This is a genomic window from Pseudomonas sp. PvP027, from assembly GCF_017833005.1.
GTDB classification, from domain to species: domain Bacteria; phylum Pseudomonadota; class Gammaproteobacteria; order Pseudomonadales; family Pseudomonadaceae; genus Aquipseudomonas; species Aquipseudomonas congelans.
This window is the reverse complement of sequence record NZ_JAFIBK010000001.1, coordinates 378,957-394,734: the sequence shown is the minus strand read 5'-3', so window position 1 is coordinate 394,734 and position 15,778 is coordinate 378,957. Positions and strand designations below refer to the sequence as shown.

Below are 15,778 nucleotides of genomic sequence, written 5' to 3'. Positions count from 1 at the left end.
CGAACTGGATCTGGCCAACTGGCCGGAGCAGCAAGACAATCCTCACATCGACGCGCTCGATTCGACCCATCTCGCCTACGTGATCTACACCTCGGGCTCGACCGGCCAGCCCAAGGGCGTGATGGTCGAACACCGCACGCTGAACAATCTGATCGACTGGCACCGAGAGGCTTTCGACCTGCACGCGGGCAGTCATACCGCCAGTGTCGCGGGCTTCGGTTTCGACGCCATGGCCTGGGAAGTCTGGCCGGCCTTGTGCGCCGGGGCGACGCTGCACCTGCCACCGGCCGAGATCGGCAATGAGCAGCTCGATGCGCTGCTCGACTGGTGGATCGCCCAGCCATTGCAGGTCGCTTTTCTACCGACACCGGTGGCCGAATACGCCTTTAGCCGCGATCTGCGTCATCCAACCCTGCACACACTGCTGATCGGTGGTGACCGGCTACGCCAGTTCCATCGCGATCCGGGTTTTGCGGTGATCAACAACTATGGCCCCACCGAAACCACGGTGGTTGCCACCTCCGGCCGCTTATTAGCCAATGGCAGCCTGGACATCGGTAAACCGATCGCCAACACCTCGATTTACCTGCTTGATGAGCGGCAACAGCTGGTTCCGCTCGGGGTGCCGGGCGAACTGTATATCGGCGGCGACAGTGTGGCCCGTGGTTACCTGAATCAGCCGCAACTGACGGCAGAGCGTTTTGTGCATGACCCGTTCGCCGCGCAACCCCGGGCGCGCATGTACCGCACCGGGGATCTGGCGCGCTGGAATGCCGATGGCACCCTGGAATACCTGGGTCGTAACGACGATCAGGTGAAAATTCGCGGGGTGCGCATCGAGCTGGGAGAAATCGAAAACCAGTTCAGCCAATTGCCGGGTATCGAGGAAGCTCTGGTACTGGCTCGTGAAGACGAACCGGGGCAACCACGGCTGGTGGGCTACTTCACCGAGCGGGCAGGCGCTGCCGCCAGCAGCGTGGAGCAATTGCGTACCGCGCTGCTGGCCCGTCTGCCGGGTTATATGGTGCCCGGCGCCTTGGTGCGCCTGGACAGCTGGCCACTGACGGCCAATGGCAAGGTCGACCGCCGTGCATTGCCGGTACCCGACCGCACCGCGCTGTCGACCGGCGAATACCAGGCACCGCAAGGCGATCTGGAAACCGCACTGGCGCTGATCTGGAGCGAATTGCTGCAGGTCGAGCGAGTAGGGCGTCATGACCGTTTCTTTGAGCTGGGCGGTCACTCGTTGCTGGCCATGCGCATGGTTTCTCAGGTGCGTCAGCGCCTGTCACTGGAGCTGGTTCTTGGCGACCTTTTCGCCGACAGTTCGCTGATCGCGGTCGCACACTGCCTGAGCGCTGCGGCGCGCAGTCAGTTGCCGGCCATCGACGTACAGCCACGCAACGGCCCGGTACCCTTGTCTTCCGCTCAGCAGCGCATCTGGTTCATGGCGCAAATGGAAGATGCCAACAGCGCCTACAACATCTCGTTGGGCCTGAAACTGAGCGGTCCGCTGGACAGCCGTGCCTTGACCCGTGCACTGGAGCGGATCGTGGCCCGCCACGACAGCCTGCGCAGCCGCTTCAGCCAGGAAGACGACAACGCCTGGGTACAGGCAGCGTCTGTGACTGAAGTGCCGCGCATCTGCTGGCAGGATTTACGTGATCAGGATCCGCAAGCACTGCAGGCAGTGATCAGGGAAGAGGCGGCTCAGCCCTTCGACTTGCAGCATGAACTGCCGATTCGCGGCCGTTTGCTGTGTCTGGCTGAAAACCGTCACGTATTGCTGCTGACCGTGCATCACATCGTTGCCGACGGCTGGTCGCTGGGCGTGCTGACCCGCGAACTGACCGCGCTCTACCAGGCGTTCAGTCAAGGGCAGGAGGATCCACTGCCCGCGCTGGCGCTGCAATATGGCGATTACGCCGTGTGGCAACGCAACTGGCTGGACGATGAACGATTGAGCCATCAGGCCGATTACTGGCAGCAGACCCTGACCGGGGCGCCGGTATTGCTGACCTTGCCCACTGACCGACCACGTCCTGCGCATCAGGACTACACCGGGGCCAGCGTTGCGCTGGATCTCGATCCGCGTCTGAGCACCGACATCAGAGCCTTCTGCCAGGCGCAGTCGGTGACACCGTTCATGCTGTTCATGGGCGCATGGGCGGTATTGCTGGCGCGGTTGTCCGGACAGGACGAGGTGGTCGTCGGCATGCCGGTTGCCAACCGCCGTCGTGCTGAAATCGAAGGTTTGATCGGGCTGTTCGTCAATACCCTGGCCGTGCGGGTCGATACGTCGGGCGAGCCGGACGTCGTGACGCTGCTGGAGCGCATCAAGGCCCGCGTGGTGGAAGCGCAGGACCATCAGGACCTGCCTTTCGAACAAGTGGTGGAGCGCCTGCGGCCGCCGCGCAGCCTGGCGCACAGCCCTTTATTCCAGGCATCACTGACCTGGGACGGCAGCCAGGGGCTGGAACTGCAACTGGGCGATATGCAGCTTGAGCCGTTGGATGAACAGGCCGCGTTTGCGAAATTCGACCTGGCGTTGAGCGTCAGCGATGGCCCCGATCATTTCCGCTGCATCGTGGAATATGCCACAGCGCTGTTTGACCACAGCACCATCGAACGCCATCTGGGTTACCTGAAGGCGATCCTGCGTGCCATGGTTGCTGACAGCCAGACGGTGGTGAGCCACATTCCGCTGTTGTCGGAGGCCGAGCGTCGGCAGTTGACCGACGGTTTCAATGCACCCGATGCGGTTTATCCGCAAGAGCAGACGCTGCACAGTCAGTTCGAAGCGCAAGCGCAGCGCACGCCGGATGCGATTGCCGTGAGCTATGAAGAGGAGTCGTGGAGCTACGCGACACTCAACGCCCAGGCCAACAGGATCGCACATCGCCTGATTGGCATGGGCATCGGTGCGGACGACCGTGTCGCCATCTGCACGCCTCGCGGCCTGCAGATGATCGCCGGCCTGCTGGGGATTCTCAAGGCCGGTGCCGCCTACGTGCCGCTGGACCCGGCTTATCCTCTTGAACGTCTGGCTTATACCCTCGACGACAGCGCACCGGTGGCGTTGTTGAGTCAGCGGTCAGTGCAGGGCACCTTGCCGGTCTCGAAAGTGCCGGTGATCAGTCTCGATGACGACTTGCAGGACGAATCCGTCTGCAATCCGCAGGTGCCGGTGAAACCCGGCAACCTGGCCTATGTGATCTACACCTCGGGTTCCACCGGCAAGCCTAAAGGCGTGATGATCGAACACCGCAACGTTGCGCGGCTGTTCTCGGCCACCGAAGAATGGTTCGGTTTCAACCAGCAGGATGTCTGGGCGCTGTTCCATTCGTTTGCCTTCGACTTTTCGGTCTGGGAAATCTGGGGCGCGTTGCTGCACGGCGGGCATTTGGTGATCGTGCCGCAACTGGTCAGCCGCTCCCCCGAAGACTTCTACAACCTGGTATGCAGTGCCGGAGTGACGGTGCTCAACCAGACGCCGAGTGCGTTCCGTCAACTGATTGCTGCACAGGGCGAGAACGGGCAGGCGCATTCGTTGCGCAAGGTGATTTTCGGCGGTGAAGCGCTGGACACAGTGATACTCAAGCCGTGGTATGCCCGCAACGTGAATGCCGGCACACAACTGGTGAACATGTATGGCATCACTGAAACCACGGTGCATGTGACCTATTACCCGTTGCAGCCCGAAGATGCCCAGCGTCTCGGCGCCAGTCCGATCGGCAGGCGCATTCCCGACTTGCAGCTGTATGTCCTCGATGCCCGCGGCGAACCGGTGCCGGTGGGTGTGGTCGGCGAGCTGTATGTCGGCGGCGCCGGCGTAGCACGCGGCTACCTGAACCGTGAAGCACTGACGGCCGAACGGTTCCTCGACAACCCGTTCAGCCACGCAGCGGATGCGCGGATGTACCGTACCGGTGACCTGGGCCGCTGGATGGCCGACGGCAGTCTGGAATACATGGGCCGTAACGACGAACAGGTCAAGATTCGCGGTTTCCGTATCGAACTGGGTGAGATCGCGGCTCGCCTGAATGATCACCCAGATGTTCTCGACGCTGTGGTAGTGGCACGCGAGGATGTGCCAGGTGACAAGCGACTGGTTGGCTATTACACCTCGGCGGGAGATAACCCCGGGCTGGATATCGAACAGTTGCGTGCCTGGCTGTCGGGACTGCTGCCCGAATACATGGTGCCTGCGGCCTATGTACGGCTGGCCAGCCTGCCGGTGACGGCGAACGGCAAACTGGACCGCAAGAGCCTGCCGGCACCGGATCGCGACAGCATCGCCAGCCGGGCCTATGAAGCGCCGCAAGGTGCGACCGAAATCGCCCTGGCCAGCCTGTGGGCCGAGCTGCTGCATGTGGAGCAGGTCGGTCGTCAGGATAATTTCTTTGAACTGGGCGGCCACTCGTTGCTGGCCGTGACTCTGATTGCGCGTATGCGTCGTCTGGACATGCGGGCGGACATTCGCGTTCTGTTTGTCCAGCCAACGCTGGCGGCGCTGGCCGAAGCCGTCGGCCGCGACACTGAAATCAATGTGCCGGCCAACCTGATCGATGCGTACTGCCAGCACATCACTCCCGAATTGCTGCCTCTGGTAGCGCTGGATCAGCCCGCCATTGATCGTATCGTGGCGCGGGTGCCGGGCGGTGCTGCGAATGTGCAGGATATCTATCCGCTGGGCCCGTTGCAGACCGGCATTCTTTATCACCACCTGACAGCCGGGGACAGTGATCCTTATCTGTTGCAGCCGCAGTTCGCCTTCGCCGACGCCTCGCGTCTCAACGCTTTTTGCCATGCCTTGCAGAGAGTGATCGAGCGCAACGATATTCTGCGCACCGGGTTGTTCTGGGAAGGTTTGCAAGCGCCGGTGCAGGTGGTCTGGCGTCAGGCGCCGCTGCGGGTTGAAGAGGTCGCCTTGCAGGACCTGTTCAATGCGCCACGCGTGGACCTGACTCAGGCGCCGCTGCTGCAGCTGGTCTATGCCCAAGATCCGGCCAATAAGAGGATCGCAGCGGTGCTGCGCTATCACCATGTGATCATGGACCACATCGCCCTTGATGTATTGAGTCATGAGTTGCAGGCCATACTGCTGGACAACGAAGCTCAGCTCGCAGCGCCCGTGCCTTACCGAAACTACATCGCCCACGTTGTGCAGGGGCCTGGCGATGAAGCCCATGAAGCGTTCTTCCGCGAGCAGTTGGGCGATATCGATGAGCCGACCTTGCCTTACGGCCTGGCACTGGCATCCGCAGATCAGATTCCCGGCGAGGCCCGACTCACGCTGAACAGCGACCTGTGCCGACAGATCCGCGATCAGGCAAGGCAGTTGAGTGTCAGCGCAGCCACGTTGATGCACCTGGCCTGGGCGAAGGTACTGGGGCAGTTGTCCGGGCGTGACAGCGTGGTATTCGGCACCGTGCTGCTTGGACGGTTGCGCGGCGGTGAAGGGGGCGAACGCGCCTTGGGTGTGTTCATCAATACCTTGCCATTGCGCATGGACCTGAATGGGCATTGCGCGCGCAGTGCAGTGCTTGACCTGCATGGTCGTCTGGTCGGGATGCTCGCCCACGAGCACGCTCAGTTGGCTCTGACCCAGCGCTGCAGTGCCTTGCCGGCTGGCGCGCCACTGTTCAATACGCTGCTCAATTACCGCCACAGCGCTGTGCCTGAGGTCGATGACCAAGCGAACAACACCGCATGGCAAGGGATTGAGGTTGTACACGCAGAGGAGCGCAGCAACTACCCGCTGACCTTGAGTATCGATGACTTCGGCGATGCTTTCAGCCTGACAGCCCAGGCTGCGCCGGGTATTGATCCGCAACGAATTTGCGCCTACGTGCAACAAGCCCTTGTCCATCTGGTGCAGGCCCTGGAGCAGCAGTCGGCAGCAGCCCTGATTGGCTCGTCGGTGGTGCCGGAGGCAGAACGCGAGCGTCTGTTGGTCTCGTTCAACGATACCCGCCGTGACTACCCACGCGGGCAGCCCGCGCACCGGCTGTTCGAGCGCCGCGCCGCACTTCACCCGCATGCCGTGGCGGCCGTGCATGGCCGTCGCTCACTCACGTATGGCGAGTTGAACGAACGCGCCAACCACTTGGCTCACTACCTGCTGGGACAAGGTGTGCGACCGAACGAGCACGTGGCGATTCTGCTGCCGCGCTCACTGGAACTGCTGATCAGCCAGTTGGCGGTCGGCAAATGTGCAGCGACCTATGTGCCGCTGGACGTCAACGCGCCTGCCGAACGCCAGCATTACATGCTCGATGATTGCCAGGCGAAATGCGTGCTGACACAGAGCGCCACCTCGATTGGCTCGACAGTGCAGCGCATCGATCTGGACCAGTTGAACCTTGATGACCAGCCTGCGCACGACCCGGGCCTGCCACAGGCGTCCGACACAGCGGCTTACGTCATGTATACCTCCGGTTCGACGGGCGCCCCGAAAGGCGTACGCGTTGCCCATCGCGGCATTGCCAGGCTGGTGTTGAACAACGGTTATGCCGACTTCAACGAGCAGGACCGCATCGCCTTTGCTTCCAACCCGGCGTTCGATGCCAGCACCATGGAAGTCTGGGGTGCCCTGCTCAACGGCGGGCAGTTGTTGGTGATCGAGCACACCACGCTGATCGACCCGATGCGTTTCAGCGCAGCCCTGCGTCACGGCAATGTCAGCGTGCTGTTTTTGACCAGCGCGCTGTTCAATCAGTACGTGCAACTGATTCCCGAGGCACTCAGCGGCCTTCGGCTGTTGCTTTCCGGCGGTGAGCGCGCCGATACGGCAAGCTTCCGCACGCTGCTTGCCCAGGCTCCGGGCCTGCACCTGTTGAACGTGTATGGCCCTACTGAAACGACCACCTTCGCCACGGCCAGTGATGCGCGAGCACTGGCCGATCACGCCGAGTCGGTACCGATCGGCACACCTATCGGTAACACGACGGTCTATGTACTCGATGCTCATCAGCACCTGACGCCGTTGGGGGCGATTGGCGAGCTTTATATTGGCGGCGACGGTGTGGCGCTGGGGTATCTGAATCGCCCGGACCTGACTGCAGAGAAGTTCATTGCCGACCCGTTCAGCGATCAGCCCGGCGCGATGATGTACCGCACCGGCGATCTGGGCCGCTGGCTGGAGGACGGCCAGCTGGAGTGTCTGGGCCGCAACGACGATCAAGTCAAAATACGCGGTTTCCGTATCGAACTGGGCGAGATCGTCAATTGCCTGCACCAGTTGCCGGGCATCAGGGAAGCTGTAGTTCTGGCGCGCGAGGATGAGTCGGGCCATGTGCGTCTGGTCGCCTATTTCACCAGCCGACTCGACGCCGAGGCACCTGCACCGGAGCACATGCGTGCTCACCTGCAGGCCAACCTGCCGGAATACATGGTGCCCGGGGCCTTTGTCGAGCTGACCGCTTTGCCGTTGACGGCCAACGGCAAGCTGGACAGCCGTGCGCTGCCCAAACCGGATCACTCGTCGCTGTTGGGGCTGGCCTATGAGCCACCGCAGGGCGAGATTGAAATCGCTCTGGCGCAGATCTGGGCTGAAGTGCTGCAGCTCGAGCGTGTCGGTCGTCACGATCACTTTTTCGATCTGGGCGGGCATTCCCTGCTGGCCATGCGCATGGTGTCGCAGGTGCGTCAGCAGATGGGCATGGAGTTGCCATTGGGCGAACTCTTTGCACTGGGCGAGCTGGCAGCCGTTGCCAGTGCGCTGGCCGGTGCTGGACGCAGTGAACTGTCACTGATCCTGCCTGCGCCGCGTGATCAGTCGTTACCGCTGTCGTTCGCCCAGCAGCGCTTGTGGTTTCTGGCACAAATGGAGGGCGGCAATCAGGCCTACAACATCCCGCTGGCCCTCAGTCTGCGAGGAACGCTGGATGTGCCTGCGTTGACAGCCGCGCTAGCGCGGATCGTCGAGCGCCATGAAACCTTGCGCAGCCGCTTCATCGCCCGCGAGGAGGGTGCTGAAGTCGTGTTCACACCGCCCACGGCCATGTCGTTCCTGCACATCGAAGACCTGCGTCAAAACCCGCAAACCCTGGCCGAACGCGTTGCAGCAGAAGCCACCGCAGCGTTCGATCTGACGCGTGGCCCGCTGATCCGCGGCTGCCTGCTGCAGGTGGAAAACGAGCGGCACGTGTTGTTGCTGACCGTGCACCACATCGTCTCCGACGGTTGGTCGATGGGGGTCCTGACCCGCGAATTGCTTGCGCTGTACCCGGCGCTACGAAGCGGCGAGGCCGATCCACTGCCAGCGCTGAGCATTCAATACGCCGACTATGCGGTCTGGCAGCAGGGCTGGATGAGCGGCGAGCGTCTGCAACACCAGGCTGCCTATTGGCGGCAGACGCTGGAAGGCGCACCGACACTGCTGACACTGCCTGCCGACCGGCCGCGTCCGGCGCAGCAGGATTTTGCCGGTGCAAGTCTCAACGTGCGACTGGATGGTCAACTGACCGCCGGACTGCGCGCGCTGGCGCAGCGGCAAGGCGTCACCCTGTACATGACCTTGCTGACTGCGTGGGGCGCACTGCTGACGCGTCTTTCCGGTCAGGCCGAGGTGGTGGTCGGCAGCCCGATCGCGGGCCGTGGTCGCGCCGAGTTGGAAGGGCTGATCGGTTTGTTCGTCAATACGCTGGCCATACGCATCGACACGGCATCGGCACCCACCGGTGACGCGTTGCTGGCGCAGGTCAGGACTCGGGTACTGGAGGCTCAGGATCACCAGGACCTGCCGTTCGAGCAGGTGGTGGAAATCGTCCGCCCGACACGCAGCCTGGCCCACGGCCCGTTGTTCCAGACGACGCTCAACTGGCTGGCCGGGGAAACTACGTTACCGGAGATGGACGGTCTGTCGCTGGCAACGGTCGAGCAGCAGAGTCAGGTCTCCAAGTTTGATCTGTCGCTCAACCTCGGCGAACAGGGTGATGCCTTGTTCGGTACGCTGGATTACGCCACTGCGCTGTTCGATGAGGCGACGGTGCAGCGCTATTGCGGTTATTTCGAACAGTTGCTGCGCGCGCTGGTGAATAACCAGCAGGCGCTGCTCGCGGATATTCCGCTGGTGGGCCTGCAGGAGCGCGAGTATCTGCTCGAAAGCCTCAACGCCAGCGCGGTGAGCCTGCCGCACGGTCAGACCATTCATGCGCTGATAGAAGCACGCGCCGAAGGCATGCCCGAAGCCGTCGCCGCCAAGGTCGGCGAGCAGTCACTGAGCTACGCGCAGATGAACCGTCAGGCCAACAGCCTTGCCCATCATCTGATCAGCCTGGGCGTGCGCCCGGATGATCGTGTCGCGGTCGTCGCGCGCCGTGGGCTGGACACGCTGGTGAGCCTGCTGGCCGTGCTCAAGTCCGGTGCCTGCTATGTGCCGGTGGATCCGGCGCACCCCGATGAGCGCATAAACTATCTGTTGACCGACAGCACGCCGGTGGTGGTGCTTGCTGAACAGGCGTTCATGGCGCGCCTGCCTGCACTGACGGTGCCGCTGCTCGCGCTCGATCGACCTCAATGGCCTGAGCAACCGGCAAATCCGCTGGTGTCGGGCCAGACGCCTGGCGATCTGGCGTATGTGATTTACACCTCCGGCTCGACCGGCCAACCGAAAGGCGTGATGGTCGAACACCGCACGCTGGCCAATCTCGTCCATTGGCATTGCCAGGCGTTCGCTCTGCACGCCGGCAGTCATACGGCCACTGTGGCCGGCTTCGGCTTTGACGCGATGGCCTGGGAAATCTGGCCCGCCCTGTGTGCGGGGGCGACGCTGCACATCCCGCCAGCCGAGATCAGTAACGAACAGCTCGACCTGCTGCTCGACTGGTGGCTCACGCAGCCGCTGCACGTGGCGTTTCTGCCGACACCGGTGGCCGAATATGCATTCAGCCGCGAGCTGTATCACCCGACGCTGCACACGCTGCTGATCGGGGGCGATCGCCTGCGGCAGTTCCACCGCGAGCCGGGTTTTGCCGTGATCAACAACTATGGTCCGACCGAAACCACGGTGGTCGCCACCTCCGGCCGTCTTTTGCCTGACGACAGCCTCGACATCGGCAAGCCGATCGCCAACACCCGCGTGTACCTGCTGGATGAGCAGCAGCAACTGGTGCCGACCGGTGTTGCCGGCGAGTTGTACATCGGCGGTGAAGGCGTGGCACGGGGTTATCTGAACCAGCCGCAACTCACTGCCGAACGCTTCCTCAGTGACCCTTTCTGCGAGAACCCGCAGGCGCGCATGTACCGCACCGGCGATCTGGCACGCTGGAATGCCGATGGCACGCTGGACTATCTGGGGCGTAACGACGATCAGGTGAAAATCCGCGGTATGCGCATCGAACTGGGCGAAATCGAGGCGCAACTGACCTCGTTGCCGGGTATCGAGGAATCGCTGGTTGTGGCGCGTGAAGACGAACCTGGACAGTCACGTCTGGTGGCCTACTTCATCGAACAAGGCCCGCGCTCGGCGCTTGATATCGCCAGGCTGCGTGCCGACATGCTGGACCGACTGCCGGGCTACATGGTGCCGAGTGCGTTCGTGCGCCTTGATGCCTGGCCGTTGACCGCCAATGGCAAGGTCGATCGACGTGCCTTGCCGGTGCCGGATCGCGACGCCCTGCCAGGACGTGAATACGAGCCGCCGCAAGGCGAGCTGGAAATGGCCCTTGCCGACATCTGGAGCGACTTGCTGCAAGTCGAGCAAGTAGGGCGCAACGATCACTTCTTCGAACTCGGCGGCCATTCGCTGCTCGCCGTTACCCTGATCGCTCGCATGCGTCGCCGTGGCCTGGATGCCGATATTCGCGTGTTGTTTGCCCAGCCGACCCTGGCCGCTCTGGCGCGCTCCATTGGCAGCGGCGCTCAGGTGAAGATTCCGGCCAACCTGATCGGTGCGGATTGCACTTCAATCACTCCGGACCTGTTGCCGCTGGTGAAACTGGACCAGGCAGGGATCGATCGCGTTGTCGCCAGCGTTACCGGCGGTGTGTGCAATATTCAGGACATCTACCCACTGGGGCCTCTGCAGGCAGGTATTTTCTATCACTACCTGTCCGCCGCTGAGGATGATCCCTATCGCTTGCAGGCACGCTTTGCCTTTGCCGACCGCTCGCGGCTGGAGGCTTTCAGCCAGGCGCTGCAGCAGGTCATCGCCCGTAACGACGTTTTGCGCACTTCACTGTGCTGGGAAGGCCTGGAAACGCCGGTCCAAGTGGTCTGGCGGCATGCCGATCTGCCGGTGGTCGAGGTACCGCTGGCGGCGCTGGATGATCCCGAACCGCTGGCACTTGTGCGTGCACCGCTGCTGCGTCTGGTTCACGCCGATGACCCGGAAAACGGGCGGATCGTCGCGGTCCTGCTGTTCCATCACCTGATCATGGACCACGTTGCGCTGGACCTGTTGAGCCAGGAATTGCAGGCGATACTGCTTGATCAGGCAGCGCAACTGCCTGAGCCAGTGCCTTACCGCAACTACATCGCGCAGACCTTGCTGGGTGCGGGTGACGACGCGCATGAAACGTTCTTCCGCGAGCAGTTGGGCGATCTGGATGAGCCGACCCTGGCCTACGCCCAGACCTGGTTGCCAGGGCCGGAGGTGGCAGGCGAGGCTCGACTGCGTCTGGACGCAGACCTGAGCAGACGGTTACGCCATCAGGTGCGGCAGCTGGGTGTCAGCCCCGCCAGCCTGATGCACCTGGCCTGGGCTCAGGTACTGGGCCGATTGTCCGGACGAGACAGCGTGGTGTTCGGCACCGTACTGCTGGGTCGCTTGAACGGCAGCGAGGGCGCCGAACGCACACTCGGGGTGTTCATCAACACCTTGCCGCTGCGCATCGACCTGGCCGATCAGACTGCACGCGATGCGCTGTCCCAGACCCACCGGCGCCTGACAGGATTGCTTGCCCACGAACACGCTTCTCTGGCACTCGCTCAGCGCTGCAGCGCCTTGCCTGCGGGCGCACCGTTGTTCAGTGCGCTGCTGAATTACCGCCACAGCTCCGCGCCCGGTGCAGCAAACGAGGCTGCCGGGAAAGCCTGGCAGGGCATCGAGCTGTTGCACAGCGGCGAGCGCAGCAGCTACCCATTGACGCTCAGCGTCGATGATCTGGGCGAGGCATTCGACCTAACGGCGCTGACCTCGACAGGCATCGATGCCCGACGTATTTGCGCGTATCTCTCCTGCGCCGTGGAAGGGCTGGTCAACACCCTTGAGCAGGCACCTTCGGAACCGATTCAAGCACTGAATATTCTGCCCGGTGCCGAGCGAACTGAGCTGCTCGACAGCTTCAATGCCGATCGCCTCACCGCAGAGTGCCCGCTGCCCGTTCATCGGCGTATCGAACAGCAGGCGTTTGAGCAACCGGACGCCATGGCCGCACAGGCGGGCGACCAGCATTTGAGCTACGGCGAGTTGAATGCCCGTGCCAACGCACTGGCCCATCACCTGATCGGACTGGGCGTACGTCCGGACGACCGGGTGGCGGTCGTCGCGCGACGCGGGCTGGAAACGCTGGCTGGCCTGCTGGCAGTGCTGAAAGCCGGGGCGAGCTACGTACCGGTCGATCCGGCACACCCGGATGAACGCATCAGCTACCTGCTGGAGAACAGTGAACCCGTGGTGGTGTTGGCGCAATTCGACCTGCTGACACGTCTGCCCGAACTGCAGGTGCCGGTGATCGCGCTTGACCGCCGGGACTGGCCGCAGCACGCGGACAACCCAAACGTGCCGGAAATGACCACGCAGCATCTGGCTTATGTGATTTACACCTCGGGGTCCACCGGGCTGCCCAAGGGCGTGATGGTCGAGCACCGCACGCTGAACAATCTGGTGGATTGGCACTGTGAAGCGTTCAATCTGCGTGCCGGCAGTCACACCGCCAGCGTTGCAGGGTTTGGTTTCGACGCCATGGCCTGGGAAGTCTGGCCTGCGCTGTGTGCTGGCGCGGTGTTGCACCTGCCGCCTGCGGAGATTGGCAACGAACAGCTCGACGTGCTGCTCGACTGGTGGCTGGCCCAGCCGCTGCAGGTGGCGTTCCTGCCGACCCCGGTGGCCGAATACGCCTTCAGCCGTGAACTGCACCATCCGACGCTGCAGACCCTGTTGATTGGTGGTGATCGCTTGCGCCATTTCAACCGTGATCCGGGTTTCGCCGTGGTCAACAACTACGGCCCGACAGAGACCACGGTGGTGGCCAGCTCCGGCCGGATGCAGCCAGGCAAGGTGCTGCACATCGGCAAGCCGGTTACCCATGCCCGACTGTATGTACTGGATTCGCGGGGTCAGCCCGTGCCACTCGGAGTGCCCGGCGAGTTGTATATCGGCGGCGCAGGCGTGGCTCGCGGCTACCTGAACCGTGCGGACCTGACCGCAGAACGTTTCCTTGACGATCCGTTCAGCGACAGCCCTGGTGCCCGTATGTATCGCTCCGGCGATCTGGTGCGCTGGCTGTCCGACGGGACGCTTGAATACCTGGGCCGCAACGATGATCAGGTGAAGATCCGTGGCGTGCGCATCGAGCCGGGCGAGATCGAACAACACCTGGCGCAATGCCCGGGTGTCGGCGAAGCGGTGGTGACCACCCAGCGTCTGGACGATGGCTCGTTGCGTCTGGTGGGCTACTTCACCCGACGCGATGCGTCGCTCGACAGTGCCGCCTTGCGTGCGCACCTGTTGGGACTGCTCCCGGAATACATGGTGCCTGCGGTGTTTGTAGGCCTTGATGCGCTGCCATTGACCCAGAATGGCAAGGTCGACCGCAAGGCGTTGCCTGCGCCGGACCTGGCCGCACTGGCGAACCTCGCCTACCAGGCGCCTTCAACGGCGCTGGAAGAGCGTTTGGCAGACTTGTGGGCCGAGGTTCTCGAGGTCGGAAAAATCGGCAGGCACGACAGCTTCTTCGAACTGGGCGGCCATTCGCTGTCGGCCATTCGTCTGGTCAGCCTGCTGCAAAAGGCAGGCGTGTCACTGACGCTGGCCGAGCTGTTCCAGCACCCCAGCGTCGCAGCGCTGGCCGGGTTGCTCGATCAGCGTCCAGGATCGCCGGACGAGGCTCGCGAGGTGATCACGGTGCGCGCCGGCGGCAGCGAGTCACCCTTGTTTCTGCTTCACGATTTCACAGGGCTGGACGCTTATTTCCCAGTGCTAGGGCAACATCTGCAGGGTGACTTTCCGATTTACGGCTTGCCAGGCATTGGCCTTGGGCAGCAGCAATTGCGCACCATGGAGTGCCTGGCTGCGCGGATGATCGAGCGCATTCGGCAGGTCCAGCCGCGTGGCCCGTATCGGTTGGCCGGCTGGTCGTTCGGCGGGGTTCTGGCTTATGAGGTGGCCACCCAACTGCTGGGCATGGACGAGGCCGTGACATTCCTCGGCCTGATCGACAGCTATGTGCCACGCCTGACGGATCAGGGCAAGGCACGCTGGCAGGGACCTGACTTGCTTGAGCGGCAATTGCTCTCGCATTGCACTGCGCACTGGCAAGCCCAGGCGGGTGAGGGCGCTGCCAGGTTGGCCCGTCTGACCTCATTGAGCGAGCAAGCGCCGCTGCCGGACTTCGCGACGCTGTTGCAACTGTGCCGTGACGAAGGCCTGTTGTACGAGGAACTGGCGCTGGCGAGCGATCAGCAATTGCACCATTACCTGGACCGGGAAGTCGCGCATGGTCAGGCCCTGGCACATTACCAGTTGGAACCGCTTAACCTGCCGATTCATCTGTTCCGCGCCGAACAGCGTCCAATGGCGCCAATCGGAAGCAGTTCGACCCTCGGCTGGGGTGAGATTCTCTCCAGAGATCAACTGCTGTGCGTCGATGTCCCGGGTGACCACATGACGATGATGCAGGCACCGCACGTGGCCGTGCTCGGTGTGAGCATCGTTCAGGCTTTGCACAGCGTGCCTGCCACGCCACCGCCAGCACCGGTTCATCAGTCACTGCTGGCCATCCAGAGCGGGCGGGACGGGCATGCGCCAGTGTTTTGCGTACCGGGTGCCGGTGACAGCGTCACCAGCTTCATCGGCCTGGCCGAGGCACTGGGTCCGGACTGGCCGATCCACGGTCTGCAACCGCGCGGCCTGGACGGTCGCAGTGTTCCGCACAGCCGCGTGGAAGCGGCAGCGCAGAGCCATGTGCAGGCTATTGAAGCGCTGTATCCGCACGGTCCTTTACATCTGGTCGGGCATTCGTTCGGGGGCTGGGCGGCGCACGCCATGGCGGTCCGGCTTCAGGCCCGTGGCCGCGAGGTTGTCTCGTTAACCTTGATCGATAGCGAAGCGCCCGGCGGCGATGGCTTGAGCAGCAAGCCTTATACCGCCACCGCCGTACTGGAACGCCTGATCGAGGCGCTGCAGTTGTCCAGCGGAAAAAGTTTTGAGCTCGATCCGCTGGCATTTGCCGCCAGCGATACGGTCACGCAAATGCATCTGCTTCAGCAGGCCATGGTGCGTGCCGGGTTATTGCCTCCACGTCTGGCGGCACAGGCCCTGCAAGGGATTGTCCGCACGTTTGCCAGCGCCTTGCGCACGGTCTATCGACCTGAGCCGGGAGGCTACAGCGGCAGGGCAAGCCTGGTACTGGTGAATGACCCGCAACTGGATGCGCTGGACAATCAACTAGAACATGCCGCGTGTGCAAGTCAGTGGCAGCATTTGCTGCCGCAACTTTCGCTCTGGCAGGGGCCTGGCAACCACTTCAGCGTCCTGAAAGCTCCAGACGTCTACAGTCTCGCGGCCTGGTGGTACGACGGATTGGCAGTGGGTGTGGGGGAGACGCAATGA

1 protein-coding gene (running past one end of the window) is annotated in these 15,778 nt (G+C 62.9%); it reads left to right on the top strand.

The genetic code is table 11. The features are described from left to right. Positions 1-15,778, top strand: partial view of a non-ribosomal peptide synthetase gene (locus tag JOE33_RS01305; RefSeq protein ID WP_209924022.1) — the 3' portion only. It extends 2,003 nt beyond the left edge of the window; 15,778 of the gene's 17,781 nt are visible here — the last part of the coding sequence; its start codon lies beyond the left edge, outside the window; it ends in the stop codon at positions 15,776-15,778.